The organism is Mycobacterium sp. PSTR-4-N (assembly GCF_022348085.1).
Classification (GTDB): Bacteria; Actinomycetota; Actinomycetes; order Mycobacteriales; family Mycobacteriaceae; genus Mycobacterium.
Window position 1 is genome coordinate 423,513 of record NZ_JAKRFN010000001.1, and the last position, 26,034, is coordinate 449,546.

Consider the following 26,034-nt stretch of genomic DNA (forward strand, 5'->3'; position numbering starts at 1 on the left):
TTTCCGTTTGCAGGATTTGCCGAAGGGCGCTGCCCGGGTCGCATAAGTCGGCCGAGCGTGCGCCACGGCGCTTGCGCCCCCACTGTGGACGAAGGCGCGCGCTCGGACTGCGAGAGAATCATGCGACGTCTGTACTGACGGGCACTAACGCTGCGGGTGCATAGGCGCCACGCTTAGCCAAAGATGTCCACTTCCATCGTAAGCGGACGTTTAAGCGTAGTGAGCGATGCCAGCTAAAGGACGCTCATCCTGAACATCCGACCGAAACCGCCGCACAACGTGAGCCAGCAGCTGCGGGACGCCGAAGACTGGGGCGTGGTGCTGGCCGTGTTGTTGCTGTCTGCGTTGCACGATACTTGTGTTGGGTATTTCGCTGCCCCCCGCCGAATCTGTCTTCGGCATAAGATTTCGGGCGGGTAAGGCCGAGAGTTTCACTGCAAACTGTACGGCGGTTAGCGGGTAGCCGTAGGGTGGGCAACACCCATGAAGGGGGTGCGGCTGATGTGATCCGGCAACGTTTCTTCCGGGACGCCACCCAGCGCGGCCCTTCCACGACCGGTCGGGCATCTCCTTTTGGCTATCTACATTGCTGAGCAATCGGCGCCAGCCACGGCGCGTACTCGGGTTAACGCGCCTTAACCGTGTCGACATGCCGCCTCGATTGAAGGAAACCGACCGAGAAGACCTTCGCCGACCACCAGACGATTTGACACAGGAGAAATGCATGGTTCGCGCAACGAGCGACGGCGGATCCGCTAGACGCGCCATTGCGCTGGTTGAGGATCAGGAGATCGCCGGGGATGTGCGAATGAAACAAATACCGTTGATTGTTTTAGTCAGCGCATTCTCAATCTTCCTCGTCGGAGTTCGCGACGTGAATTTGGGACCGGTTAGCCCAAAAGGGGCTCTCACAATAATTGTGGCGTTTCTGACGGTGCTATTTCTACCCGTTTACGCCTCAACCGCGGCGCAACAGGCGCGTAGTTACGGCCCTGAAGGCACGAGGACCAACCGCCTGCCCGCATTGGCGTGGACCTTTCTATTCTGCTTGCTCGCGAGCACCATCTTCACTATGACGCGAGATGGTATTCATCCAGACGTGGTACAGCAGGTGTGTGTCTATGTCTCTTTTATCGGCGCGGTTGCATTTGCTTCCACGGTACAATCCGCAGATCTCGCTACGCGCAGCTGGGAATTCTTGCGGTCCGCGGCGGTGGTCTTTGGTTATCTCTCACTGGCTGCATCGCTGCTGGATATTGGACCCTTCGGCTTATCGGAACCAGGACCCGCGAGAGCAACCGTGATCGTCGGCCTCGTCGCGTTGGCACTAGTCATACCAGGAAAACCACAGAACATATGGATCAAACTAGCGCCGATAGCTCTCGTCGCTACCGCTGCACTGAGTTTATCGAGAACGGCCACAGTGATCGGGCTCGCGATGCTGCTGTTCCTTTTTCTCAGAAATGCTGCATCAAACGACGGAAAGGTCGGTGGGCGTCTATGGAGAATCGCTCCTCCAATAGTGATTGTTGGAGTTGCCGCGTACGTTCTGACAAACTATTACACCGCCTTCGGCAATCGATTCGTCGGAGGGGACAAAGGGTTCGCCTTCGGCGACACCACCATCAGCACGCAAGGTCGAACCGCAATGTGGCAACTTGTCTTCGATCGCGCCAACGGAACACTTCTGGGGAACGGCCCAGGCTCCGCCTCTCGCTTAATAAATGAACACTTCCCAGGCTTGGGGCATCCGCATAACGAATACTTGCGCCTATACTACGATTTCGGGCTTATTGGGGCTACACTTTTCTTCGGCGCCTACGCCCTATTGACATGGCAAGTGTTACGTAGTGCACGGAAATCCAATAACCCGCTGCATTGGTCCGCAGTGATGGGACTCGGCGCTATAGCGCTCGTAGCTGTGACTGATAACCCGTTCGTTTATTTCAATGTAATGTTGCCGCTCGGTTCCCTAGTAGGCCTCTCGTTAGCGGTAGCAAGCTATGAGGACCGCAGCAGGCGAGCACCGCATACGACCGCCGCTATCAGCCGATCGAAATCGAGCCCTTCTCGGAGCGGCCCGACAAGCACCGCCGTCTAGTTGATCTCACGCCAGTCACCAGCATGCGGCCCGAAAAGCTGGCCGATGATCGGAAAGGCGCGATCAAGCGTGCGGTGTTGAACTCGCGTAAGCTGATCGCCGCAGACCGCCCTTCACGCCTTGCAACGTTGAGCGCGTGGGGTGTAGGTGCACCGCTGCTCGACAAGCGCGCCTCATCCGAAATTGACGGAGTACAGCAGGGCAAATTGCGCGCAAGTAGCGCATCAATCAGCCTTGCGGCGTCGGCCGGAAGATTCCGACAGACCCGGACTAGCCTCTTTCTCCGTGATATCAGCGTCTATCGGAGTTCCGCTGCTTCCGGCGATCGCCAGTTTGGTTTTGTAACGCCCTTTGCGTGATGACTGCTGAAGACTATCGGCGCCATAATAGCTATATCCATAGCTATAAGATGTCCCACGCGTCGGCATCATAGTAAACACAGCTCCAAGCAATGTGGCGCCCACGCTTTCCAACGCCCCGATGGCATGCGCTAACTGATCGCGTTTCGTCTGACCGAATCGAGCCATCAGCAATACGCCGTCCGAACCTGCTGCCAAGATGGCGGCGTCGGTCACCGCCAGCAGCGGCGTCGAGTCCACAATCACATAATCGAATTCAGACCTAAGGTCTGACAGCAGTTTTCGCGCCGTCTGCGAGCCAAGGAGTTCACTTGGATTAGGAGGGACTGCTCCTGACGTGAGCACACTCAGTCCCGGGAACCTCGTCTCCTGCATTGCCTCATGCATGCTCGCGCCGCCGCTCAGAACGGTGCTAAACCCAACAGGCTGCACAAGATCCAGATACCTATGCAGAGTCGGCCGCCGCATGTCGCCATCGACAAGGACCACCCTATGCTCGGCTTCGGCAAGGGCTAGGGCGATATTGATTGCAGTGGTGGATTTGCCTTCATGCGGCAACGAACTGGTTACAACTATCACACGCGGAGGATTATCGACGGCGAGAAATTGCAGGTTCGTTCGCAGTTTGCGAAAGGCCTCGGCGATGGGAGAATTATCGCTTTCGAATGCGATAGCCGCCTGCTTCCTGCGCTCCTTGTCAAGTGGTACACCGCCGACGACACCAACCCCTGTTGCAGCTTCGAGTGTTTCGCGGTCCTTGACACTATTATCGAGGGAGTCGCGCAAAACAGCCAATCCGACACCCAGGAGCAGCCCCAGTCCGATCCCTGCCAAAATATTTCTGATTGGATCCGGCGATACTGGCTCTCCTGGCAACGATGCACGCTGCTCCACTACCACCCGTGCCTCTGCCCTTGCTCCATCCTCGGGCGTCTCTAATTCACGGACCATACCGACAAATTCGTCTGAAAGTGTGTTGGCGATATCTCTCGCCCTCACAGGCGACGGATCGAGTACGTCAACACTGATAAGTACTGTGTCCGGCTTTGCCTCGGCCTTAATATGCTCTTGGAGTTCGTCAGCAGTCATGTCAAGACCCAGCTTGTCGATCGTGCGCTGGGCGAGCGTCTGCCCCTTCAGCAATTCAGCGTAAGAAATGACTCGTTCTTGTGAGAATCGGTTGCCCTGATATACGTCCGAGAGAGACGATCCTGCAGCCGTCGAGACAAAAAGTCTCGTCGAGGCTTTATACAACGGAGTGGTAATAAGCGTCACCGCCACTGCACAAAGAACCGCGACTACCAGCGTCACGCAGATCGTTAACCAACGAGATCTTAGGAGTTTTACAAAATCTTGCAGATTCAACCCTTATCCCTCCGCGATATTAGCGAGTTTGGATGTGCCTTGAATAGCGCGGTGACGAGCAGCTGACGGCCAAGTTGAGACCGGCAGCTGGCCGTCGTGTTCGCGCGACTCGGCACGTCTAGCCGCGAATGGATAGACAAGACTTGAGCATCGGCCACACAAACAATTGGGCGGTGGTTGCCAATCCCGCAAAATCGCTAATGCACTCGCGGCAGTCCCGACAGAAGGCTCCGTTGCCGCAGGATGAGCCAAGATCCGAACATCAGATTTCGTGGCCTGGCTCGCAGACGGCTGTTTAAGTGTGGTGCACAAACGGAACCTCACCCGGCTTGAGACCGCGACCCAAGAAATTCGAGTTGTCATATTCTCGACTAGCGTTTGCACTCGGGCACCCTGACCTTCGGTTTCACTGTAGTGACCAGCGGCGGACCTGGCGCTGTTGGCGTGCCTGGAGCTGTGGGCTCCGACAACTGAAAACTAATATCGGCGACTTGTCCTGGCGGGAGGATGACTTGCACTTCGAATACCGGATGGCCTCTCTCCGCCCCCACTATGGCCGGCACCCGTTCCCCGTTGAGTATGGCGGCGGACAGCTTGGCGCCCGCAGTCGCAAAGAGGCGTACTGAAGTGAGGTTAGTGCCCCGCGGCACCTGAATCTGGACGTCTGGGGAGAGTCCGGCCATGGCTGCCACATAATCCGGCAAAGGCTCATCAGGCACGGTGTTTGTCAATTTGACGGTGACCGTCGAAGCTCTGGTTTCACCCCGGCAGTCGTCCGCTGCGTACTCTATTTCCGATCTCAGATAGTAATCCAGCTTATTACCACCGAGATTATTGATTGCCACAGCGGCAAACGGTGCGGCGTCGTCCGGGATGCTATGTGCGAGCGGTGTTTCTTCGAGCAGTTTTTGCTCGTCGGGCACAGAACTCCATACTGCAATACGCCGTTCACCCACCGCCTTGCCCAACGCATCCAACAATTCTCGTGGCGAGCCGACGGGACCCGTCATCTTCGTGACCACGGCGTTAGCAATTTCCTGCAGGTACTGTTTACGTGCTTGCTGATCCTCAGGAAAGCGCTTGTAGGCGGTGGATTCTGTCAATTCGACGACATTGTCTTTCGAGACAATTTCACCGTCGCCGAGGGTGACTGGACCGACAGCGCCGAGAATGTAGCTGAGAGCGACTGGGTCGATGGCGATCACGCCGTCAACTGTGGTTCCTGTCTCAACTGCCCACATCGACTGCCAGATCTGTGCTGCGTAAGGGAAATGAGGGCTGAGATTGCTATTGCGAAAGTCAGTAAAGGCATTCGCGTAGCCGTACATCTTGTCGTATTCGAGGCCGAGATCCACTGGCGCGATTGCATTAGCGAGATCGTTGTTTGATGCCAACGTGTCTACCGTAGGTACGCCTGAGTCAAACTTGATGATGCCAAACCCGCCGAGTAGTCCGCCTGTTCCCCGGGCTTCGGCATTTGTCTGGAACCCCATGAAGTAGGTCCGCGGGCCGTCCGCCCCCATCATCGACGGCACCAGCTTGGCTGCCACCGCAGTGTTTTCCAAGACCGCAGTCAGCTCGGCGATTTGCCCTTGGAGTTGTTTGCGGGCATTGCTCAGAAGCGACACATAGTGCGGATCGGTTATGGCCCCCGCATCGGCATTCAACCGGGTGGCGTCCGCAGCCAGTTTAGACAGCTGCGGCTCCTGACTACGCAGCAGGCCGACATCAACACGGCCGTCTTTGTAGATCCGATCGGGCGAGATCGTGACCCCCACGTCGGTTGCTGGCTTCAGGACGTTTGCTGCCAACCCGAGCACGACGTCGGTGATCTGTTGTCCCGCCTTGAATGGACTTCCCAACCAAGGAAGCGCCGATACGGTGTTCCACGCAAGAGAATGCGTAGCGTTATGCGCGGCTTGCGCATTGGACAGCGCATCATTTGCAGATGCAGCGGCGGCCTTTGTATCTGCGCCCAGCAAGTGATCTTTGGCAGCGGCCGCGCTCGAGCGAGCTAACTCTAGATGCGACTTAGCTTGAACTGCGCCGACGGCCACCCAGCAGACGAGCACCACGAAAGCTAAAGCCGTTAACAGTGCGATCAAAAGGACAACGCGCCGACGCGATCGGCTCTCATCTTCCTCGAAGCTTTCTTCAGCTTCCGCGAAATCATCGGCATTTTGCCGCGTGAAGAAACGCACTCAGTCTGTCCTGTGAATGGATGAGGCCTGCACGTCGGGAGACGTGCAGGCCTCAGCACGGAGATTGACCGTCAAGTCGACTTATCAGCAGCTTCCGGTGGTCGTCGTACCGTAAGGCCCGACTCCGACGGAATTGCCTCCCAGGCAGACATCGAAGCTGATGCCGTTCGTAACTGCCTCATTCTGACGCAATTGCGCGGCGCGTGTAGCTGCGAGTTGCCCGAAGAAACTATCGGGATGAGCAGCGGCGTAAGCCTCAAGACGACTAGCCCGGCGATCCTGCGAGGCAGCACTCTGCTTCAAGAACACCGAATACAGCTGGAGCGAGGCCGCCGTCACCAGGTACACGGGCCCCTTCGGCTGCAAAGGCAGGTCGGCGAAGCTCGGCGCGGCCGGCAGTTGGATCTGCGGTGCTGCATTCGCGACAACCGGCACGAACGCCGCGCCTGCTGCGACAGCGGCTGCAGCTACTGTCACCTGGAATTTAGTAGCAATGGTGGTCATGTCCCCCCACTTTCTCGAGTCCCCATCTCAGAACAAGTTGCTGGAAGCATCGCAGACACGGGGGGTGCTGTCAAACGATTCGGCAATGTTTCGTTAACTTTCTCTGCAATCGCAGAAACACGCCATAACCAGCGCGTCGGTCGACGACGGCTATGTCGCAATTGCACCGCGGTTCCGGGGTCCTTACTGCGAAGTGGGCGCCCGCTCAACGCCTACTGTTAGTGTTTGCTGTCAGTGTTACGACCGAGGGTTTTATGTGGTCCAGCCTGTGATGATGCTTTCGCCACCGATGGCTGTTTGTGACTTTTTCGTGTGCAAAGAGTTCGTAGCGATGGGCGCGTCAGCTCCACTTATCGACGTTCTTAAGGGGCCAATAAGACCCCCGCGAGATCTACAAAGGCCCCGCCGCTAGCATCGACGACCATGACGAGCGTGACTGAGCCCTCCGCCGAGCACGAGATCGATATCCACACCACTGCCGGGAAGCTGGCCGATCTACGCAAGCGCGCCGAAGAGGCATTGCACCCGGTCGGCGAAGAGGCCGTCGAGCGGGTCCACGCCAAAGGGAAGCTCACCGCTCGCGAGCGCATCCTCGCGCTCCTCGACGAGGAGTCGTTCGTCGAACTCGACGCGCTGGCCAAGCACCGCAGCAAGAATTTCGGCCTCGACAAGAACCGCCCCACCGGCGACGGGGTGGTAACCGGCTACGGGACCATCGACGGCCGCGACGTGTGCATCTTCAGCCAGGACGCCACCGTGTTCGGCGGCAGCCTCGGCGAGGTCTACGGCGAGAAGATCGTCAAGGTTCAGGAGCTCGCCATCAAGACCGGCCGCCCGCTCATCGGCATCAACGACGGTGCCGGCGCGCGAATCCAAGAAGGTGTTGTCTCGCTCGGCCTCTACAGCCGGATCTTCCACAACAACATCAAGGCCTCCGGCGTCATCCCCCAGATCTCGCTGATCATGGGCGCGGCCGCCGGCGGCCACGTCTACTCCCCTGCCCTCACCGACTTCGTCATCATGGTCGACCAGACCAGCCAGATGTTCATCACCGGTCCCGACGTCATCAAGACCGTCACCGGTGAGGACGTCACCATGGAAGAGCTCGGTGGCGCCCACACGCACATGTCGAAGTCGGGCACGGTGCACTACGTCGCCTCCGGCGAGCAGGACGCCCTGGACTACGTGCGGGATCTGCTGTCCTACCTGCCGCCCAACAACTACGCCGAGCCACCGCGCTACCCCGCGCCCCACCCGGGTCCGATCGAGGAGAGCCTCACCGACGAGGACCTCGAGCTCGACACGTTGATCCCCGATTCGCCGAATCAGCCGTACGACATGCACGAGGTCATCACCCGCATCCTCGACGACGACGAGTTCCTCGAGATCCAGGCGGGTTACGCGCAGAACATCATCGTCGGCTTCGGCCGCATCGACGGCCGGCCCGTCGGCATCGTGGCCAACCAGCCCACCCAGTTCGCCGGCTGCCTCGATATCAATGCCTCGGAGAAGGCCGCCCGTTTCGTGCGCACCTGCGACTGCTTCAACATTCCGATCGTCATGCTCGTCGACGTTCCCGGCTTTCTGCCTGGCACGGACCAGGAATACAACGGCATCATTCGCCGCGGCGCCAAACTGCTTTACGCCTACGGCGAAGCCACGGTTGCCAAGGTCACCGTTATCACCCGTAAGGCCTACGGCGGCGCGTACTGCGTTATGGGCTCCAAAGACATGGGTTGCGACGTGAACGTCGCCTGGCCGACCGCTCAGATCGCCGTCATGGGCGCTTCCGGCGCAGTCGGCTTCGTCTACCGCAAGGAACTCAAGGAAGCCGCCAAGAACGGCGAGGACGTCGACGCGTTGCGTCTGAAGCTGCAGCAGCAGTACGAGGACACCCTCGTCAATCCCTACATCGCCGCCGAGCGCGGTTACGTGGACGCCGTCATCCCGCCGTCGCACACCCGCGGATACATCGGCACCGCGCTACGGCTGCTGGAGCGCAAAATCACCCAGACGCCGCCGAAGAAGCACGGCAACATCCCGCTGTAGATCAATTCACCTGCACGACAAGGAGTTCAGCTGTGGACCACAGTGCCGACATCGTCGAGGTGTCCGATCCGCGGGACATGACCATTGACAACCCGCCTCAGCCCGACACTCACTTCCAGATCGTGAAGGGATCCCCGAGCCCGGAGGAACTCGCCGCACTGGTGACAGTGCTTGCCGGAGCCGTCGGCGCGGGGCACGCGGAACCGGGCCCCCAGGAACTCAACCCTTGGGGTCACCCGGTCGATAAGCTGCGTTACGACGTGACCAGCTGGCAGCGAGTCACGCTGCTGGAGCGGATGCACATGCGGCACTGATGACGCGCGTTGTCCTCGGTTCCGCCTCAAGCGGTCGGCTACGGGTTCTGCGCCAGGCCGGTATCGAGCCTCTCGTGGTCGTCTCGGATGTCGATGAGGCCGCGCTCATTGCCGCGCTCGATCCCGGGACCCCGCCCGAAGCTGTTGTGCTCAAACTCGCCAATGCCAAAGCACTCAGCGTAGCCGCACAACTTCCCGCAGAGGTCGCTGCAGATTGCGTGGTCATCGGGTGTGACTCGATGCTTTACCTGAACGGATCGCTACGAGGAAAGCCCGGCTCGGTCGAGGCGGCACGCGAACAGTGGTTCGAGATGGCCGGCTCCATCGGGCACCTGTTAACCGGGCACACGCTGCTGCGGCTTTCTGACGGTGTGATCACACATACCCAAGGCGAAACCGGCAACACAGCAGTGCACTTCGGACAACCCTCAGCAGACGAGTTCTACGCCTATCTCAAGACAAATGAACCTGTAAACGTTGCGGGCGCATTCACGCTTGATGGCGCCGGTGGATGGTTCATCGACCGAATCGAAGGAGACCCGTCGAACGTCGTCGGTGTAAGCCTGCCGCTTCTACGCCGCTTGGTCTGGGCTTCTGGAATCTCCGTAGTAGATCTCTGGCTCCACGATTAACACTTTTCGTTGAGGCGGCGAAGGCCGAAGTAGACACGCTTTGTTTTTTGCGAGATCTGACTCTCACGCTTCGGAGCCGTCCAGCAAACCGCCCAGTTTGAATAGTTGTACACCACTTGATTTACCTTGGGCTGAAACCTCATGTCCAACTCAGCATCGCCAGTAACGGCCCGCACATCGTTGATCGCGTTCTCGAGGATCTCCCCGCGCACATCGGGCATGATCCATTGGTCAGCAGCCGTCGCGGGGCCAGCGAGCCCCGTCATCGTGACAACCACAGCAGCCGCGGTCGATCCCGCCGCAATGATGCACTTACGCATCGTCCACCCCTTTGGTCTCGTTCCGAAGCCTCTAGGACATTAGCCCATCGAGCGCGTCAGCGGTGGACATCGCCTGTGTCGCGAGCGTTTTCGCAGGCCGGCACAGTCCCAGCAATTTGCCGCCGACGCGGCTCACCGCGAGATTGATCTACGTCAATGCGCATTGCCGTTTGCGATGTATCTCGTTTACAGCGATCATTACCCGTGACCGTCAATTGTGCGCCGGGGGGGGCAATCATGGTTACTGCGCTGGATCGTTATCGAGAATCCTCGCTTCGCCGCCGTCGGCGTGCAGAACGAGCAAACTATCGTCTAGATGTTCAAGGTTTGCGAGCACTGGCAATTCTTGCCGTATTCGCGGTCCATCTCGTCGGCTGGCCCCGCGGCGGCGCCGTCGGCATCGACGTCTTCTTCGTCATCTCCGGCTTCTTCGTCACCGACATGCTCTTGCGCGGCGCCGAGCCAACCGGTTCCGTGGCGTTGGGCCGCTTCTGGCTGGACCGGGCACGCCGCATCCTGCCCACTGCAATCCTCGTCGTCCTCGCTACCTTCCTCGCCTCGTCGGAGCTACTCCCCGGTCGCAACCAGGAGACCGGCGTCGACGCTCTGTTCTCGCTCGCGTTCCTTGCCAACTGGCACTTCGCCTCTCAGGGCGCCGACGCATCGGCCGCCGCAGACGCCGCCTCGCCGCTGCTGCACTACTGGCCGCTCGCCATCGAGGAGCAGTTCTATCTCGTGTGGCCTCTGCTGATCCTCGCAATCACCGCGTTCGTCGTCCGGCGCGCCTGGAGCCGTGACCGCTGGTACGGCCTCGTCGCCACTATCAGCGGGCTTCTCATGGCCGCGTCGTTGGCCTGGGCCACCTACGAGACCGCGGCCGCGCCGCACAGGGCGTTCTTCGATACCGCCGCCCGCGTCTGGGAACTCGGCGCCGGCGCCCTCCTCGCAACCACAGTCGGCACGCTGGCCACCCTTCGCTGGTGGCTGCGACCAGTGCTGTCCTGGGCCGGTGCCGCGTTGATCGTCGCCAGCCTGATCCTCATCGATCCCGCCGCAGACGGCTTCCCGGTCCCGTGCGCCCTCCTACCCGTTGCCGGGACCATCCTCGTCATTGCTGCGGGCGTCGGCAGCGAGCCGCTGTTCCAGCCGCTTCTGCGCAATCGTGCCGCTACGTACGTCGGCGACCTCTCGTACGCCCTGTACCTCGTCCACTGGCCCGTCATCGTCCTGCTCGCCACCGCGATGGAAACGAACGTCTACTACTACGCCGCTGCGCTGTCCTTGTCCTTCGGCCTGGCCATCGCCTGCCACCACTTCGTCGAAGAGCCGCTACGCCAATTCAATTGGGACGCCGTGCGCCAAGCACGGCAGGACATGAAGCACGGCCTCTACCACGTCGAGCGCTCCACCAAGATCGCCGCCGTGGCCGCCTTGGTCCTCATCACGCTGTCAGTCATCAGCTTCGCAGCCCGCCCCGACCGCTTCGAACCTGTGCAGCACGCCCTGCCGTGCTGCGGTCACGTCGAATAGACGCCCCGACCGCACACACGAAAATGCCCGCCCTGCCGGAAAGGCGGGCGGGCATTTCGTCGACGAACTAGCAGGGGCCTTCGGTCACCGTTCCGTACGGGCCCACGGCGATGCCGGTGCCACCCCGGCACGCCGTGAACGAGATGGTGCCGAAATCCGCGCGGCGGTCGCGCAGGCGTTCGGCCGTGGCCGCGGCGCGCTGACCGAAGAACGTATCCGGATGGGCGGCCGCATACGCCTCGAGCCGGGAGGCCCGACGATCCAGCGACGCCGACCGGAGCCGAATGTTCGACGCAAGGATCTGCAGTGAGATGACCTGGCTGGCATAAATGAAGTCACCCGGCGCTTCCGCCAGACCACCGACCACCTGGTTCACCGGCGCCGCGGGAAGGGTCACCGCGGGAGCCGCATTCGCAGCGACAGGCGCCAGAGCTGCCGCAGCCCCGACCACGACCGCAGCAGCGGTCACATTGATTTTCGACGAGATAGCGTTCATACGAGCCCCCAAGAACAGCAAACGAATAATGCAACAGATTCTGTCAAGCTGAGAATCTTCTGTCAATCCGACAGACCGTTTGCGAACAGCAATAATCGGTAGCCCTCGCCCGCGGACGTGCGCTCACTCCTTGCGAGTTTCCGCCCTCTCCGCAACACCGCTCGCCGTCTGCCGCCGAAACGCACCCGGCACCTTCTCGCGGACCATACGTTTGACCAGGTAGCTTGGTTCCGAGTCCAGCGGTGCGGGTACAGACAGGCTCGATCACGTGCGCGAGACGAGCCGAGGGGGACGGCAGTGACCGATCAGCTCGCCACCGCAGCCGCCGGTGTGGGCCTGCAGCCCAGCTTCCAACAGGTGGTGTCTCTGCCCGACGGCGCCGTGGTCGGCTACGAGGCCCTGGCGCGCTGGCCCGCACTCCACGGGTGCGGACCGCTCGAGGTCTTTGCCCACGCCAAGCTCACCGGCCTGCTGGACGCGCTCGATGAACAGTGCATTCATTCCGCAGCGCGCGAAGCGTTGGACGGCGCGTGGCGTCCCGGCATGCTGCTGCTGATCAATTGCGAACCCACCACCGCCATCGACATGACGGTGTCCGGCGCGCTGGCCGTGGCGGCATCCGCCTTCGATGTGGTCTTCGAAGTCACCGAGCGCGGGTTGTTGACCAATCCCGCGGCGCTGCTCGCCAAGGTCGCCATCCTGCGCGGGCAGGGCTTCAAGGTCGCCCTCGATGATCTTGGCGCGCACACGGATTCACTGGCACTGCTGGACATCATCGAACCGGAGATCCTCAAGCTCGATCTGAACCTGGTCCAACGCCAACCCGACCGGGTCCAGGCACGCACCATCGCGGGCGTCATCGCCCACCAGGAGCGCACCGGAGCGGTGATCCTGGCCGAGGGCATCGAGACCGAGGAGCACCTGGAGCAGGCTCTGGCCTACGGCGCCACCCTGGGCCAGGGCTATCGCTTCGGTCGGCCGGGGCCGCTCACCCAAAAACCGGTGCCGTTTCGCGGGCCGGCCCGCGCATCGATCAGATCACTACCCGACGATGCATCGACCTTCGCGTTGGTGCGTGATCGTCTCCAGCCCCGCACGGTGCGCTTCGCCACCCTGCACGAATTGTCCCGGCACATCGAGAGATTGGCCATCTCCGCAGAGAGTCCGCCGATGGTCCTGGCCACCGTCCAGGACCAGTCCAAACTCAGCACCACGACGATGCGTACCTACGTCGAACTCGCACACCGGGCACCTCTTGTCGCGATGTTCGGCGCGAACGTGCCGTCGGACCTCGGCAACAGCATTCGCGGCGTCCACCTCGCCGCAGACGATCCGCTGATGCACGAGTGGACGGTCCTCATCCTCGGCCCCGACATCGCCGCCGGGCTGATCGCCCGCGAGGTCTCCCCCGCAGGCACCCCGCAAGCCGAGCGGCGCTTCGACATGGTCATCACGTTCGATCGCGCCCTCGTCACGCTGGGCGCCCGCTGCCTGCTGAGCCGGCTCGCCGCCTGAGTGTGATGGTGGGCCGGGCCTGTGCGGCCCGGCCCACCCGCACGCTACTAGAGAACCGACGGCGGCGTGATCACCCTGACGGTGGTCACCCCGTCCAGAGTGGTGCTGTCCACCGTGGCGGTGCTGAGGTAGACAGTGCCGTCGGACGCGACCGTCACTCCGGCGCCGGTGAGGGCGTCAGGCACCTCCAGAACCTTCGTGATTCCGGCGGCGTTCATCGCGTAGACCGCCGTCTTGACCGCGGTACTGTTTCCCGTCTCCTCGTTGGTGACGGCGTCGACGATCGTCACGTAGGCCGTTCCGTCCGGGCCGAAGACGAACTGGGACCCCGTGACCCCCTGCAGCCCGCCCAAGAAGACCGCCGGAGCGATCACACCGTGATCGGTGAACGATCCAAGCGTCGCACCCGTGCTGTCGAAAGCGATCCCCCGCACCGAACCGTCCTCATCGGCCACCACCAGGTACGCAGTGCCATCCGAACCCACTGCGACCGAGGGCAGCAGTCCCTGAACGCGGGTGACGCTGCCTGGCAGAGACAACGTGGCTGCCCCCGTCGACACGTTCACGACATGAGTCGACGGAGCGAAGGACTCCGAATCGTAGGTTTCGACAACCTGATATGCCGTTCCGCCCGGCCCGAACACCACCGGTTGCGTCGGTAAGCCGTCGAGGCTGCGAATGGTCTGCGTACCCGCCGGAGTGATCACGGCCATCACCGGCTGACCATCGCCATCCAGCAGCGGCACGTAAGCCCTACTGTCAGGACCGATTCCGATCAGTCCGAGAGCGGGGACAGAGCCTTCGACGAAGTCGCCGGGAAGAACGACCACGGTGCTCGTGCCATCGGCGCGCATCACCATCAACCGGGGACCATCGGCTCCGGCGATCGCCAGGAAAGCGGTGCCGTCCGCCGCCGCCATCGGCCAGCTTTGGGGATACCCCGCCGATCGCATTGAGGACGTCACACCCGTCGGAGTCAGGCGCAGGATCGCAACCTCCTGGCTGGTGTCGCCGTAAGTGAGCACCACCATCAGCACCGAGCCATCCGCCGCAGCCACGAGTTGAGATGCCGGGCTGCCATCGATGGTGCGTGTCGTCACGGCCGTCCCCGCGAACGTGGTGATCACCGAGATCGGCCGACCGGTCGACTCGTCAGCTGACGACGTCACGAGATACGCAGTGCCATCGGTACCGACGGCCATTGGCAGGGTCGCCCTACCTGTCACCGCGTTGGTGGTGGACGAGGTGCCGTCCGGACGCACGATGAGCACCGACGTCTGCCAGACCCCGGATGTGGGCCCCACCGGCAGGTAGGCCGTACCGTCAGGCGCCACGACCGGAAGGCCACCTGGCAGCCCCGGGAGTCCGTAGGTACGACCCACGTTGCCCGTGATCGCAACCAACGTGTACGCCGCGCCGCCCGATTCGTCGGGCGCAGCCGCCACAAAGTACACCGTGCCGTTTTGCGCCATGACGGGAACGCCGCCGAGGGTGGCATCAAGGCTGAGGATCGGTGTCAGCGTTCCAGTCGAATCCACCGAGGCAAAACTCGTGTGGGCGCCGAGCGGGTCGGTGGTCGTGACGAGCAGGCTCCCGTCGGGCCGCGCCAGCGGCAGCGACGAGAAGCCCGCGATGTCAGCCGTCGTGGCGAGAACCCGTCCGTCCTCGGTGAGAACACTGACGCGGGTCACCACAGCTGTCAGATCGCCGCCGGAGAAGCTCGTTGTGACCTGGTACAGCGCACCGCCAGGCGCAGCGATCACCCCGCTGAGTGGCAGGCCCGGCGTCGACTCCGTGGTCACCACGTTCGGCGCGATCGTCACGCTCACCTGCACCGGCGTGGAACCGCCGTGGCCGTCGGTGACGGTGACGGTAAACGTGTCGGTATCGATTCCCGGTGTCTGCGTAGCCTGCTCGCGCATCGCGGCGGTGGGCTTGTAGGTGAACGCCCCGGTCGCCGCGTCGAGCGTCACCGTGCCGCCCTTCACCGAGGTGGTCGGCCCGCTGTAGGTGCGGACGTCGCCGTCGGCATCTGTCGACGTGACCGTTCCGCTGATCGCGCCGTCGGAGGCCGGCGCGCCGGCGGAGAAACTTCCCTGCGGCGCAGCGTTGTTCGGGTTGATGGTGACCGTCACCGGCACCTGCAGCGTGCCGCCGCGGCCGTCGGACACCGTCACCGTGAACGTGTCCTGCTTGTCGGCCGCGCTCGCAGTGAGCGCCGACGCGGCGTGCCGCGCGGCATCGGTGGGCGTGTAGAGGAACGTGCCGTCGGCGTTGACGACGACGCTGCCCTTGGCGGTGGACGTGGAGCCGCTGTAGGTCAGCGGATCGCCGTTGGCGTCGGTGGCGGTCACCGTACCGCTGACCTTGCCGCTCGCATCCGGCTGCCCGGGGTTGGCTGTGCCGTTGGTCGGCGCGCTGTTGGGGGCGGGCAGGATCGCCACCGACACCGTCACCGTGATGGCGCCGCCGACGTGACCGTCGTTGACGGTCACCACGAACGAATCGGTCTTGTCCACCTCCGTGGCACCGGCTTTCGCGGCCGTCTGCCGCGCGGCCGCGGTCGGGGTGTAGGTGAACGTGCCGTCGGCATTGACGACGAGCGTGCCGCCCTTCACCGACGTGGTCGGGCCGCTGTAGGTGCGGGTGTCGTTGTCGGCGTCGGTCGAGGTGACCGCGCCGGTGACCTTGCCGGTCGCATCGGGCGAGCCTGCGCTGTAGGAACCGACGGGCGCCGCGTTGCGGGGCAGGATCGTCACCGTCACCGGAACCGCCAACGTGCCGCCGTTGCCGTCGGACACCGTCACCGTGAACGTGTCCTGCTTGTCGGCCGTCGAGGCGCCCAGCGCCGACGCGGTATGCCGCGCCGTGTCGGTCGGGTCGTAGCTGAATGTGCCGTCGCCGTTGACCACGACGGTGCCGCCCTTGGCCGACGTCGTCGGTCCGCTGTAGGACAGCGGATCGCCGTCGGGATCGGTCGCGCTCACCTGACCGGTGATGGTGCCGTCTGAATCCGGTTGTCCTGCTGTGAATGTCCCGCCGGTCGGGTTGCTGTTGACCGGACCGGCGGCCGGGCTGATCGCGACCCGCACCGTCGTGGTGGTCGTTCCGCCATGACCGTCGTCGACGGTGAAAGTCAAGGTCTCGAACCGCGCTTCCTCCGGCGCGTCCGTGGCCGCCGCGGCCTGGCGGGCCGCCGCTGTCGGCGTGAACGTGAAGCTGCCCTCGCCGTTGTCGACGACGGTGCCCTTCTCGCTCACCGCCGGGGTGAAGGTCAGCGGGTCGCGATCGGCGTCACGGGCGGTGACGGTGACCTCCACCGCACCGGTGTCGGCGTCGGGTGTGCCCGCGGTCGCGCGGGCGCGGGACGGCGCGCTGTTCAACGGTGCGATGTCGACGGTCACCGGGACGACAGCGGTCCCTCCGTAGGCGTCGACGACGGTGACGACGAACGTGTCGGTGGTGTCGTCGACCCCCGCACCGGTCGCCGCGGCGGCGTGCCGGGCCTCCGAGGTCGGCGTGTAGACGAACCGCCCCGATGAGGTCACGAAGACGAAGCCCTTCTCGGTGGTGGTCGAGCCGGAGAACGTCAACCGGTCCCCGTCGGGATCGGTCGCCCGCACCTGGCCGCGCACCGCGCCGTTGAACACGTTGGGGCTCCCGGCACTCACCTCGCCGGGCACCGGCGCGGCGTTGTCGCTGGCCGCGATCGCCACGGTGACCGTGATGGTGTCGGTGCCGCCGTGCCCGTCGTTCACCGTCACTGAGAAGCGGTCGAAGCGGTCGCTGTAGCGGCCCCCGCGCACGGCGTCGCGGGCCTCGGCGGTCGGCGTGTAGACGAAGCTGCCGTCCTCATCGATCACGACCGATCCCTTGGCGGGGTCGGTGGCCTCGAACGTGACCGGGTCGTCGTCGGGGTCGGTGGCGCTGACCTGCCCGGCAACCGCGCCGGTTGTCAGGTCGGGCCGACCCACCACACTCGACGCGTCCGGTCGCGCGTTGGCCGGGCGAATCCGAACCGTCACGCTGACCGGCGTCACGCCGCCGTTGCCGTCGTCGACCGTCATCACGAACGTGTCAGTGGTGTCGGCGTCGGTGGCGCCGTCCTGCGCGGCCGCGTGGCGTGCGGCGTCGGTGGGCGTGTACGTGAAGCGCCCGGTCGGAGACACGACGACCGTGCCCTTGGCCGTCTCGGTCGGACCGGAGTAGGTCAGCCGATCCCTGTCCGCGTCGGACCCGATCACGCGGCCGCTGACCCGGCCCCCGAAGAAGGACGGCGCACCCACCACCACCCGGGCGGTGGGTGGATTGTTGTCGTCGTCGGCGGCGTCGACCAGCTCCCCGGTGGACACCGTCGGCGTCCCGGAACCGATGCGGGTGCTTTGCTGATTTCCCTGGCGCCGGGCGAAGGCGAGCAGCGCCCACGCCAGCGGCGAATCCGCCGGCGCGGCCGGACTGTCGGTGCCGCCCGGAAGCAGCAAGGTCGACAGCAGCGCCGTCGTCATCGCCGGCTCCTCGGGGGGAGCCTCGTCCGTGGCGTCGTGCTCGACGGCCGGCGTGACGGTCGGCGCCGCAACGACGGGTGCGGGTGCTGGCGCAACGGGTGCCACCTCGGCGTGCAGTTGCTTCGTGTCGGTAGCCGTGTTCGGTGCGACGACCGGCGTCGACTTCTCGACGGGGGCGGTGCGGAGCACTGTGCGTTGGCGATGCGTGGGACGCGGTGCGTCGTTTCCGCCGCCGGCCTCCGGTGTCTCGACATCGGGAGCGTCGGCTCCGCCCTCCGGCCGCGGAACCTCGTCGTTCACAGTCACTTCGGGGTCATCGAGCTCTGGTGCCGGACTCTCGTCGTCGTCGCCCGGGGTCTCCACGCCCTCATCTGTCGGCGCAGCGCCGGTGTCGTCGTCCCCGGCATCAGCGTCGGACGTCGCGTGCGAGTCGTCGGTGGACTCCGACGTCGAGGGCCGATTGACGGTGTTCGAAGGCGTGTCGCCCGATCCCCCCGGGCTGACAGACGTGCCGGTGTCGGGCTCTGCCCCGGCGACGCCCGACGGCCACGCGATCGCCGACCCGATTCCCAATGCGACAGCAAGTGCTCCGACACGGCCGATATGGCGTGCGTGACCCATGATTCCCCCCATATGAAATTAGAGTCCCCCCACAAGACTCCCCCGCCAGGAAAATTAGCTCACGACAGTGGATTTGCCGAGAGTTTCGTGTCAGATCGTTTTCGGTTCCTTGCGAAGCGAATAACCCGACCTATGCCTGCCAGGGCGAATGCCCGAGCTGAGGCCCGAAATTCATGTGCTCGCTCAGCGGCTCAGCGCGTCGCAACCCCGGCGGCACGCCTCCTACGGGCCCGTCACCCGAAACACGTTCCAGCGCGCAGGATCTTGGCCCGATACATCGCCGCGTCCGCGTCGCGCATGATGTCCTCGACGCTGCGCTGGTCCTCCGGCGACAGCTCGGTGACTCCGATGCTCACGCTGACCGCGCGAAGCCGGCCATCGAGATGAATCGGTTCTGCGAACTCGTCATGCATGCGCACGGTCAGAGCTTCCAGCGCCGGACGGTCCAGGAATCCGTACAGCAGCACCACGAATTCGTCGCCGCTGAGGCGGCCGACGAAATCGCCGTCGCGCACACTGTTCCGCAGCCGCCGCGCAGTTTCCCGAAGAGCCCCGTCGCCGGCGTGATGGCCCAGATCGTCGTTGATGGCTTTGAGGTTGTCGAGATCGACGAAGAGCACCGCCGCCAAAGGCTGGGCATCCGTCTTCGCCGCCTGCACGAGCCTCACCTCGATCTGAGCTCGGTTGGGCAACCCCGTCAGCGGGTCGTGGTGGGCCTGGTAGGCAAGGTCGGCTTTGGCGTTGTGCTCTGCGGTGATGTCGGCAAACGACACGAGCAGCGCTGAGTTCTCCCCATCATCAGGGTCGAGCAGGCAGCAGTTGACCGACAGCCACGCGCGTGAGCCGTCCGCCCGTCCGATTCCCACGACCATGTTCTCCAGCGGCGCGTTGGCGAACATCAGCTTCACGGAGCCCAATTCGTTGTCGCCGATCTTGACGCCTCGGCGATTGAAGACCGGGAACGTGAGGGCGCCGCTAATGTAGTCAGCTACCAGTTCGCCGGTGTCCAACCGCAGGATCCGCCGGGCCGCCGGGTTGATCGTCTGGGGTTTCCCACGTCGATCGAGGACGACGACTCCGTCATGCAGGGACCGCACGACGGACTCGAACTGAACTTCGGCTCGTCGCTGCGCGGTGTAGTCGGAACACAGCACCACGTAACCCTCATCCATCGGCGTGACCGACAGCCGGACATTGACCGGAGAGCCGTCTGCCGAGCGGTGCGTGGCGTGCCCGACGCCACCGCCGGCGACGATGCCGGCAAGGTCGACATCGCCGTCGACGGCTTCGGACAGCGGCAGGCCGAGAGCCCGCTCGACCGGACGGCGGTAGACCGCCGCGGCGGCAGCATTCCAACTGGCGACGACGCCGTCTGCCGTCGTGGCGATGATGGCGTCACTGACATGGTTCACCAACGCCGCCTGGTAGCGCAGCGTCGCCTCGGCGGCCTTCTGCGCGGTCAAGTCGCGGAAAATGACCTGATACGCAGGTTCGCCGTCCCAGCTGGTCAACACCGATACCGCTTCGACCACCAGCGGGCTGCCGTCGAGGCGCCGAAGGACGGCTTCTGAGGCCGGTGAGCTGTCGCCTTCTTCGCGCAGTGCAACGATCCGTGTCAGCATCGAGCCGATCGAGTCGGGCTGGACGAAATCTGTGATCGGACGCCCTACCAATTGCTCGGCGCTGTGCGCGCCGAATCCTCGTACCCCGGCGGGATTCACGTAGACCACGCGACCATCGGAATGCACGCACATCGGGTCGGGACTGACGTCGACCAGCCGCCGGTAGCGCTCCTCCGCCGTGTCGACGTGGCGTCCGGAGTTGCCCTCCGCGCTCGATTCCGACGTTGTACTCACACTCCCCCCGACAATCCGTTTGCTGCGCAATCACATTCAGCAACTCTGACAGCTGCTGTCACGAAATGCGTCGCTCCTGAGTATGGCCGCGACCTGGCGTTTGGGCTAGTGCTCCGACGCTAATTGGGGGCTAATCGAACCAGGGCCCCGCCGGGGCAACGCGACGACGAAGGGACATCACATGAACACAGCGCACATGGGCATCGCGGGAATCGGGGCTGTCACCGGTTACGGCTGGGGCAGGACCACGTTGTGGAACGGGCTGGCCAGCGGGAAGCCGGCCGCCACGCTGTATCCGGGTTTCGGGCCTGGCGAGAACGACGACGCCTGGTTGGCCCGGGTCCGCGACGAGGGCGATCCCCGCGACGGTCTGAGCCGCTTCGCGCAGGCGATGCGCGCCGCGGCACGCGAAGCCGTCACCGACGCCCGCCTGCGCGGCTGGTCACCCGGACCGAGGGTGGGCCTGCTGCACGCGGTCGTGATCGCCGAAGTGGAGGGCTGGCGCGCGTTCTACCTGGAGGACCACGCCACCCGCCGGGTTCGCGACTACCTGGCGTTGATGCCGTCGACCCCGGTGTCAATGTTGATGCAGGAGTATGGATTTCACGGTCCTGCGATGAATGTGTCAGCGATGTGCGCGTCGGGGAACGCCGCGCTCATCACCGCGAAGATGTGGCTGGACACGGGCATGGTCGACGACGTCGTGTTCGTCTCGACCGACCTGTCGCTGACACCGGAGAATGTCGAGCACTTCGTCCGGCTCGGCGTCGGTGTCGTCGACACCGATCCGCTCGACGCCTGCCGTCCGTTCCAGGACGGCAGTCGGGGGTTCCCGGCCGGCGAGGCCGCCGTGGCTTTCGTGCTGTCCCGACGAAGTGACGCGCCCTACGTGCACGTGCTCGGCGGCGCGATGACGCACGACGCCTTCCACCTCACCTCGGTGGACCCGTCGCGGACCGAGGTGGACCGCTGCGTGCTCGACGCGTTGTCGTCCTCAGGGGTCGCAGCAACCGACATCGCTTACCTGAACGCGCACGGACCCGGCACCAAACAGTGCGACACGGTCGAGGCAGCTGTTCTCGACGAGGTGCTCGGCGGCGCCGCCCAGATCTACTCGGTCAAGCCACTGACGGGCCACTGCCAGGGCGCCGCGGCTGCGGTCGAGGTCGCCGCGGCGGCGCTGGGCTACGCCGAGGGGCAGGTGCCCGCCCCACCGACCGTCGCACCCGGCCATCCCCGACTACTGGATGGCCTGACGCCGATGCGGGCCGGGCTGACGCTGAAGACGTCGCTGGGCATGGGAGGCCACAACGCGGCCGTCGTCCTCGCCCCCGTTGCCTGAGGATGCCGTGAGCGCTCACCGGTAGGCTGAACGGCGTGTCGTTACCGCCTGATCCCAGCCCCGCGCTGCAGTCCTACGCCCATCCCGAACGGCTCGTCACCGCCGACTGGCTGTCGAGCAACCTCGGGCGGCCTGGCCTGGCCATCGTCGAATCCGACGAGGACGTGCTGCTGTACGACACCGGCCACATCCCCGGTGCGGTGAAGATCGACTGGCACACCGACCTCAACGATCCGAACGTGCGGGACTACATCACCGGTGAGCAGTTCGCCGCGCTCATGGATCGCAAGGGCATCTCGCGCGACGACACCGTGGTGATCTACGGAGACAAGAGCAACTGGTGGGCGGCCTATGCGCTGTGGGTGTTCACGCTGTTCGGCCACCCCGACGTGCGGCTGCTCGACGGCGGTCGCTCGCTGTGGATCAACGACCACCGCGACACCACGCTCGACGTGCCGAGCAAGCAGACCACCGGCTACCCCGTCGTCGAGCGCAACGACGCCCCCATCCGCGCGTACAAGGAGGACGTCCTCGCCGCGCTGGGGACCGAACCGCTGATCGACGTCCGCTCCCCGCAGGAGTACACCGGCGAACGCACCCACATGCCCGACTACCCCGAAGAGGGCGCCCTGCGCGGCGGCCACATCCCGACCGCGGTCTCGGTGCCGTGGGGCAAGGCCGCTCAGGACAACGGAAAGTTCCGCAGCCGTGCCGAACTCGACGAGCTCTACGGGTTCCTCCCCGACAGCGGGCCCACGATCGCCTACTGCCGCATCGGCGAACGCTCCAGCCACACCTGGTTCGTGCTGACCCATCTGCTCGGCCGCGAAGGCGTGCGCAACTACGACGGTTCGTGGACCGAGTGGGGCAACGCCGTGCGGGTGCCGGTGGCGGTCGGGGAAGAGCCGGGCGAGGCACCGTGAGTATGCCTCCGGCACTCGCCGAGGTGGTTTCCGACTTCCAAGAGGTCGAAGGCCAGGACAAGCTCGCGATGCTGTTGGAGTTCGCGAACGAATTGCCCGAGCTGCCATCGTCTTTGGAAGAGGCGGCGATGGAACCGGTACCCGAGTGCCAATCCCCGCTGTTCCTGCATGTCGACGCCGACGATCGCGACCACGTGCGGCTGTACTTCAGCGCGCCGGCAGAGGCACCCACCACGCGTGGCTTCGCCGCCATCCTGGCCGCCGGTCTGGACGGGCAATCCGCCGACGACATCCTCGCCGTGCCCGACGACTTCTACACCGACCTCGGACTCGGCGCGCTCATCAGCCCGCTACGGCTACGCGGCATGTCGGCGATGCTGACCCGCATCAAGCGTCGCCTGCGCGGCTGATCAAGATCTATCCTTGGATCGGTCGACGCTGATGCACCTCGAGGGGGCCCTCCGATGACAGACGGTGCATCACCGATCCGCACGCCATCCGCAGGCGACGTCCGCCCCTTCACCGAAGCCGACTATGTGCGGGGTATGACGCGGCTCGCCGACGCCATCCAGCAGCTCTCCCTCGCGCGGACAATGGACGATGTCGAGCGCATTGTCAGTGCCACCGCCCGGGACGTGACCGGCTGCGACGGCGCCACGTTCGTGCTGCGGGACGACAACATGTGCTTCTACGCCGACGAGGATGCGATCGCTCCGCTGTGGAAGGGCCGCCGTTTCCCGATGCACTCCTGCATCAGTGGGTGGGCCATGCTGCACAAGCAACCCGCGGTCGTCCCCGACATCTACCTCGACGGCCGCATCCCCCACGACGCGTACCGGCCGACCTTCGTCAAGAGCCTGGTCATGGTGCCCATTCGCCGGCGCGATCCCATCGGTGCCATCGGCGCGTACTGGGCACAGCAGCGGCAACCCACCAAGCACGAGGTGGCTCTGGTGCAGGCGTTGGCCGATGCCACGTCCGTGGCGATCGAGAGCGTGCAGGTCCATGCCGTGCTCGAGCAGACGATCGCCGAGCGCCCGGACCTGGTTCCCGAATCGCTGCCCACGGACATGGACGCGACCTTCGCCGCGGCCTTCACCAATTCGCCGATCGGCATGGCCGTCGTCGGGCTCGACGGGAGCTTCCAGCACATCAACCGCGAGTTCTGCCGCATCACCGGATATCCCGAGCGGGAGCTGATGCGCCTGACGTTCCAGGACATCACCCATCCCGACGATCTCGACATCGACCTCGCCGAGGCCTCGCGCCTGCTCGCGGGCGACATCGCCAGCTACCAGATGGACAAGCGGTACTACTCCCGGGACGGGCACGTCATCTGGGTTCGGCTCTCGGTGTTCATGGCGCACGACGATGCCGGCCAACCGCTGTCGTTCATCTCCCACATCGAAGACATCTCCGCGCGCCGCCGCGACGAGGAGCGCCTTCGACGCCAAGCCACGCTCGACGCACTGACCGGTGTCTACAACCGCAGCAGGTTCGAAGAAGAGCTTCAGAAGTACGCCGCGCAGGCCTCGCCCAACCCGACCGGCGATCAGGCCGCCGTGTTCATGATCGACCTCGACGGGCTCAAGCAGATCAACGATCAGCACGGCCACGCCGCGGGCGACACGTACCTCAAGACCGTGGCCGACACCATCGGCCGCCGACTACGTGTATCGGACACCGTCGCCCGCATCGGCGGCGACGAATTCGCCGTCCTGATGCCCCACACCACCGCTGCCCAAGCCCAACAGTTGGCTCAGACGCTGGTCGAGCGGGTCGAGGCGCTGTCCCCGGGCGGCGTCTGCATCGGCATCGCGATGATCACCCCCGACACCGTCGGCAGTGCGCTCGAGCGTGCCGACCGCGCCATGTATCGCGCCAAGCGCCTCGGCGGCAACCACTGGTGCGGCCCGGAACCGTTCGCCGACTGATCTGGCCCATAGGCGCCGGAACATCTGCCACTCCGGTAACGTCGGGCGCTCGGGGAACGACGCAGTAGACAACACCTACCTTGGGGGGCACCTGTGACCATGTCGATGACGAAGCGTTCGGCGTTGGCGCTGGCCGCACTGGCCGCGGCGATGACGGCGGGCGCCATGAGCTTCGGCACCGCGATGGCCAAGGCCGACGACATGCGTCCCAGCCCGTGGGTGAAGAGCGGCGGTGCGGACGAGGTCCGCCGCGACGCCACCCAGGGCGAGGTACGCGACGGCTACATCCTGGCTCCCGCCGGTGGTGCGATCCGCCAGTCCCCGGTCGCTACCCCGAACACCAAGGCCGGCGGCTTCGACGGCGTGCGCGTCGGACCCGGTATCGGCGGCTGGTAACCCGCTCTAGCGCAACGCTTTTCCGGTCTCGGCATCGAACAGGTACGTCTTCTCCCGGGGAACGATCAACCCGATCGACGCGCCCGCGTCGTATGACTCACCCGCCGGCGCCTGCGCGATCACCCGCGTCGGCTCCGGGGTGTCCACCACCGCCGTCACCAAGGTGTGGCTGCCCAGCGGCTCGACGAAATCGACCCGCGCCGGCACCGCACCGTCGGCCTGGGCACCGCCCAGCTGCAGATGTTCCGGCCGCACCCCGACCGTCACCGGGCCGTCGGCGCACGGCACCGACGACAGCTCCGCACCGCCGAGCTGCAGCCGGCCCGAGCGCACCTCACCGCGCAGCAGATTCATCGGCGGGCTGCCCATGAACGCGGCGACGAATGTGTTCGCCGGCCGGTGGTACACGTCGTCGGTGCTGCCGATCTGCTGCACCTCCCCGGCCGACATCACGCACAGCCGGTCCCCCAGCGTCATCGCCTCCACCTGATCGTGGGTGACGTACACCGACGTCACCGGCACCTCGCGGTGCAGCCGCTTCAGGTCGCCGCGAACCTGGTTGCGCAGCTTGGCATCCAGATTCGACAGCGGCTCGTCGAGCAGGAACGCCTGCGGCTCCCGCACCAGCGCCCGCCCCATCGCCACCCGTTGGCGCTGCCCGCCGGAGAGCTGACCGGGCTTGCGATTCAACAATTCCCCGATCTGCAGCAGTTCCGCCGTCTCGCGGACCCGCCGCTCGATCTCGGTGCGCGGGGTCTTGCGCTGTTTGAGCCCGTAGGCCAGGTTCTTGTACACGGTCATGTGCGGATACAGCGCATAGTTCTGGAACACCATCGCGATGTCCCGCTGCCCCGGGCCCAGCCCGTTGACCACGTGCCCGCCGATGCGGATCTCGCCGTCACTGGGCTTGTCCAGACCGGCCAGCAACCGCAGCGCCGTGCTCTTGCCGCAGCCCGACGGGCCCACCAGGATCAGGAACTCGCCGTCGGCCACCGTCAGACTCAGGTCCTTCAGCGCGGCGACACCGCCGGCGTAGCGCCGGGACACATTGCGAAACTCGACCTCTGCCAA

19 protein-coding genes and 1 pseudogene are annotated in these 26,034 nt (G+C 64.5%); 12 read left to right on the forward strand and 8 right to left on the reverse strand.

Features of this window, described 5'->3' with window-relative positions:
• The first annotated feature begins 724 nt into the window (after window positions 1-724).
• The gene (locus tag MHN84_RS02075) at window positions 725-2,101 is read left to right on the forward strand and encodes an O-antigen ligase (protein WP_241202964.1); all 1,377 of its coding nucleotides are present in this window, start codon (window positions 725-727) and stop codon (window positions 2,099-2,101) included.
• A 224-nt stretch (window positions 2,102-2,325) separates the two neighbouring features.
• Here MHN84_RS02075 and MHN84_RS02080 read toward each other — a convergent pair whose 3' ends face one another.
• From MHN84_RS02080 to MHN84_RS02090, 3 genes are all read right to left on the reverse strand, one after another.
• Complete coding sequence (locus MHN84_RS02080; RefSeq protein WP_241202965.1) at window positions 2,326-3,825, reverse strand: polysaccharide biosynthesis tyrosine autokinase; 1,500 nt, start codon at window positions 3,823-3,825, stop codon at window positions 2,326-2,328.
• Window positions 3,826-4,196: 371 nt separating this feature from the next.
• Window positions 4,197-6,026 carry a DUF4012 domain-containing protein gene (locus MHN84_RS02085; RefSeq protein ID WP_374238293.1) on the reverse strand — a complete coding sequence of 610 codons (1,830 nt, stop codon included), beginning with the start codon at window positions 6,024-6,026 and terminating at the stop codon, window positions 4,197-4,199.
• Between the two features lie 84 nt (window positions 6,027-6,110).
• Window positions 6,111-6,530 (reverse strand): hypothetical protein, encoded by a 420-nt coding sequence (locus MHN84_RS02090; protein ID WP_241202966.1) that lies wholly within the window; start codon window positions 6,528-6,530, stop codon window positions 6,111-6,113.
• Window positions 6,531-6,953: 423 nt separating this feature from the next.
• On the opposite strand from MHN84_RS02090, the gene MHN84_RS02095 reads away from it, so the two are divergent.
• Genes MHN84_RS02095 through MHN84_RS02105 form a run of 3 tightly spaced genes read left to right on the forward strand, consistent with a single transcriptional unit; the run spans window position 6,954 to window position 9,525 of the window.
• Window positions 6,954-8,579 (forward strand): acyl-CoA carboxylase subunit beta, encoded by a 1,626-nt coding sequence (locus MHN84_RS02095; RefSeq protein ID WP_241202967.1) that lies wholly within the window; start codon window positions 6,954-6,956, stop codon window positions 8,577-8,579.
• A gap of 32 nt (window positions 8,580-8,611) precedes the next feature.
• Window positions 8,612-8,893: an acyl-CoA carboxylase subunit epsilon gene (locus MHN84_RS02100; protein WP_241202968.1), complete on the forward strand. Its 282-nt coding sequence runs from the start codon at window positions 8,612-8,614 to the stop codon at window positions 8,891-8,893.
• Window positions 8,893-9,525 (forward strand): nucleoside triphosphate pyrophosphatase, encoded by a 633-nt coding sequence (locus MHN84_RS02105; protein WP_241202969.1) that lies wholly within the window; start codon window positions 8,893-8,895, stop codon window positions 9,523-9,525. Before MHN84_RS02100 ends, MHN84_RS02105 begins: the two co-directional genes overlap by 1 nt.
• Here MHN84_RS02105 and MHN84_RS02110 read toward each other — a convergent pair.
• Complete coding sequence (locus MHN84_RS02110) at window positions 9,522-9,845, reverse strand: hypothetical protein (protein ID WP_241202970.1); 324 nt, start codon at window positions 9,843-9,845, stop codon at window positions 9,522-9,524. The genes MHN84_RS02105 and MHN84_RS02110 overlap by 4 nt on opposite strands.
• Before the next feature lie 327 nt (window positions 9,846-10,172).
• Between MHN84_RS02110 and MHN84_RS02115 the strand changes: the two genes are divergently transcribed.
• Window positions 10,173-11,375, forward strand: coding sequence for an acyltransferase family protein (locus MHN84_RS02115; RefSeq protein ID WP_241202971.1), 1,203 nt, complete (start codon window positions 10,173-10,175; stop codon window positions 11,373-11,375).
• A 67-nt stretch (window positions 11,376-11,442) separates the two neighbouring features.
• Here the strand turns inward: MHN84_RS02115 and MHN84_RS02120 are convergent, their stop codons facing one another.
• Entirely contained in the window at window positions 11,443-11,844 is a 402-nt protein-coding gene (locus tag MHN84_RS02120; RefSeq protein WP_241202972.1) for a hypothetical protein, read from the reverse strand.
• A 324-nt stretch (window positions 11,845-12,168) separates the two neighbouring features.
• On the opposite strand from MHN84_RS02120, the gene MHN84_RS02125 reads away from it, so the two are divergent.
• A complete protein-coding gene (locus tag MHN84_RS02125; RefSeq protein ID WP_241202973.1) occupies window positions 12,169-13,386 on the forward strand; it encodes an EAL domain-containing protein in 1,218 nt (405 codons plus the stop codon).
• A 47-nt stretch (window positions 13,387-13,433) separates the two neighbouring features.
• Here the strand turns inward: MHN84_RS02125 and MHN84_RS02130 are convergent, their stop codons facing one another.
• Entirely contained in the window at window positions 13,434-18,512 is a 5,079-nt protein-coding gene (locus MHN84_RS02130) for an Ig-like domain-containing protein (protein ID WP_241202974.1), read from the reverse strand.
• Between the two features lie 233 nt (window positions 18,513-18,745).
• Window positions 18,746-20,368 carry a diguanylate cyclase domain-containing protein gene (locus MHN84_RS02135; protein WP_241202975.1) on the reverse strand — a complete coding sequence of 541 codons (1,623 nt, stop codon included), beginning with the start codon at window positions 20,366-20,368 and terminating at the stop codon, window positions 18,746-18,748.
• Between the two features lie 181 nt (window positions 20,369-20,549).
• Between MHN84_RS02135 and MHN84_RS02140 the strand changes: the two genes are divergently transcribed.
• The 6 genes and pseudogenes from MHN84_RS02140 to MHN84_RS02160 all read left to right on the forward strand — a co-directional run bounded on the left by MHN84_RS02140 (window position 20,550) and on the right by MHN84_RS02160 (window position 24,963).
• Entirely contained in the window at window positions 20,550-21,710 is a 1,161-nt protein-coding gene (locus MHN84_RS02140; RefSeq protein WP_241202976.1) for a beta-ketoacyl synthase N-terminal-like domain-containing protein, read from the forward strand.
• A gap of 35 nt (window positions 21,711-21,745) precedes the next feature.
• A complete protein-coding gene (locus MHN84_RS02145) occupies window positions 21,746-22,633 on the forward strand; it encodes a sulfurtransferase (protein WP_241202977.1) in 888 nt (295 codons plus the stop codon).
• A gap of 2 nt (window positions 22,634-22,635) precedes the next feature.
• A complete protein-coding gene (locus tag MHN84_RS02150) occupies window positions 22,636-23,043 on the forward strand; it encodes a SufE family protein (protein WP_241203198.1) in 408 nt (135 codons plus the stop codon).
• Window positions 23,044-23,097: 54 nt separating this feature from the next.
• Window positions 23,098-23,670: pseudogene (locus MHN84_RS29850) on the forward strand (GAF domain-containing protein); the annotation flags it as partial.
• On the forward strand, window positions 23,644-24,567 hold the full coding sequence (locus MHN84_RS29855; RefSeq protein WP_374238303.1) for a GGDEF domain-containing protein: 924 nt from the start codon (window positions 23,644-23,646) through the stop codon (window positions 24,565-24,567). The pseudogene MHN84_RS29850 and the gene MHN84_RS29855, both read left to right, overlap by 27 nt.
• A 105-nt stretch (window positions 24,568-24,672) precedes the next feature.
• The gene (locus MHN84_RS02160) at window positions 24,673-24,963 is read left to right on the forward strand and encodes a hypothetical protein (protein WP_241202979.1); all 291 of its coding nucleotides are present in this window, start codon (window positions 24,673-24,675) and stop codon (window positions 24,961-24,963) included.
• Window positions 24,964-24,969: 6 nt separating this feature from the next.
• On the opposite strand, the gene MHN84_RS02165 is transcribed toward MHN84_RS02160, so the two are convergent.
• Complete coding sequence (locus tag MHN84_RS02165; protein WP_241202980.1) at window positions 24,970-26,034, reverse strand: ABC transporter ATP-binding protein; 1,065 nt, start codon at window positions 26,032-26,034, stop codon at window positions 24,970-24,972.

Excerpts from the sequence above, each read along its gene's own strand:
- MHN84_RS02075 (WP_241202964.1), top strand. The coding sequence starts at position 725 with ATGGTTCGCGCAACGAGCGACGGCGGATCCGCTAGACGCGCCATTGCG.
- MHN84_RS02090 (WP_241202966.1), bottom strand. The coding sequence starts at position 6,530 with ATGACCACCATTGCTACTAAATTCCAGGTGACAGTAGCTGCAGCCGCT.
- MHN84_RS02095 (WP_241202967.1), top strand. The coding sequence starts at position 6,954 with ATGACGAGCGTGACTGAGCCCTCCGCCGAGCACGAGATCGATATCCAC.
- MHN84_RS02105 (WP_241202969.1), top strand. The coding sequence starts at position 8,893 with ATGACGCGCGTTGTCCTCGGTTCCGCCTCAAGCGGTCGGCTACGGGTT.
- MHN84_RS02110 (WP_241202970.1), bottom strand. The coding sequence starts at position 9,845 with ATGCGTAAGTGCATCATTGCGGCGGGATCGACCGCGGCTGCTGTGGTT.
- MHN84_RS02130 (WP_241202974.1), bottom strand. The coding sequence starts at position 18,512 with ATGGGTCACGCACGCCATATCGGCCGTGTCGGAGCACTTGCTGTCGCA.
- MHN84_RS02140 (WP_241202976.1), top strand. The coding sequence starts at position 20,550 with ATGAACACAGCGCACATGGGCATCGCGGGAATCGGGGCTGTCACCGGT.
- MHN84_RS02150 (WP_241203198.1), top strand. The coding sequence starts at position 22,636 with ATGCCTCCGGCACTCGCCGAGGTGGTTTCCGACTTCCAAGAGGTCGAA.
- MHN84_RS02160 (WP_241202979.1), top strand. The coding sequence starts at position 24,673 with ATGACGAAGCGTTCGGCGTTGGCGCTGGCCGCACTGGCCGCGGCGATG.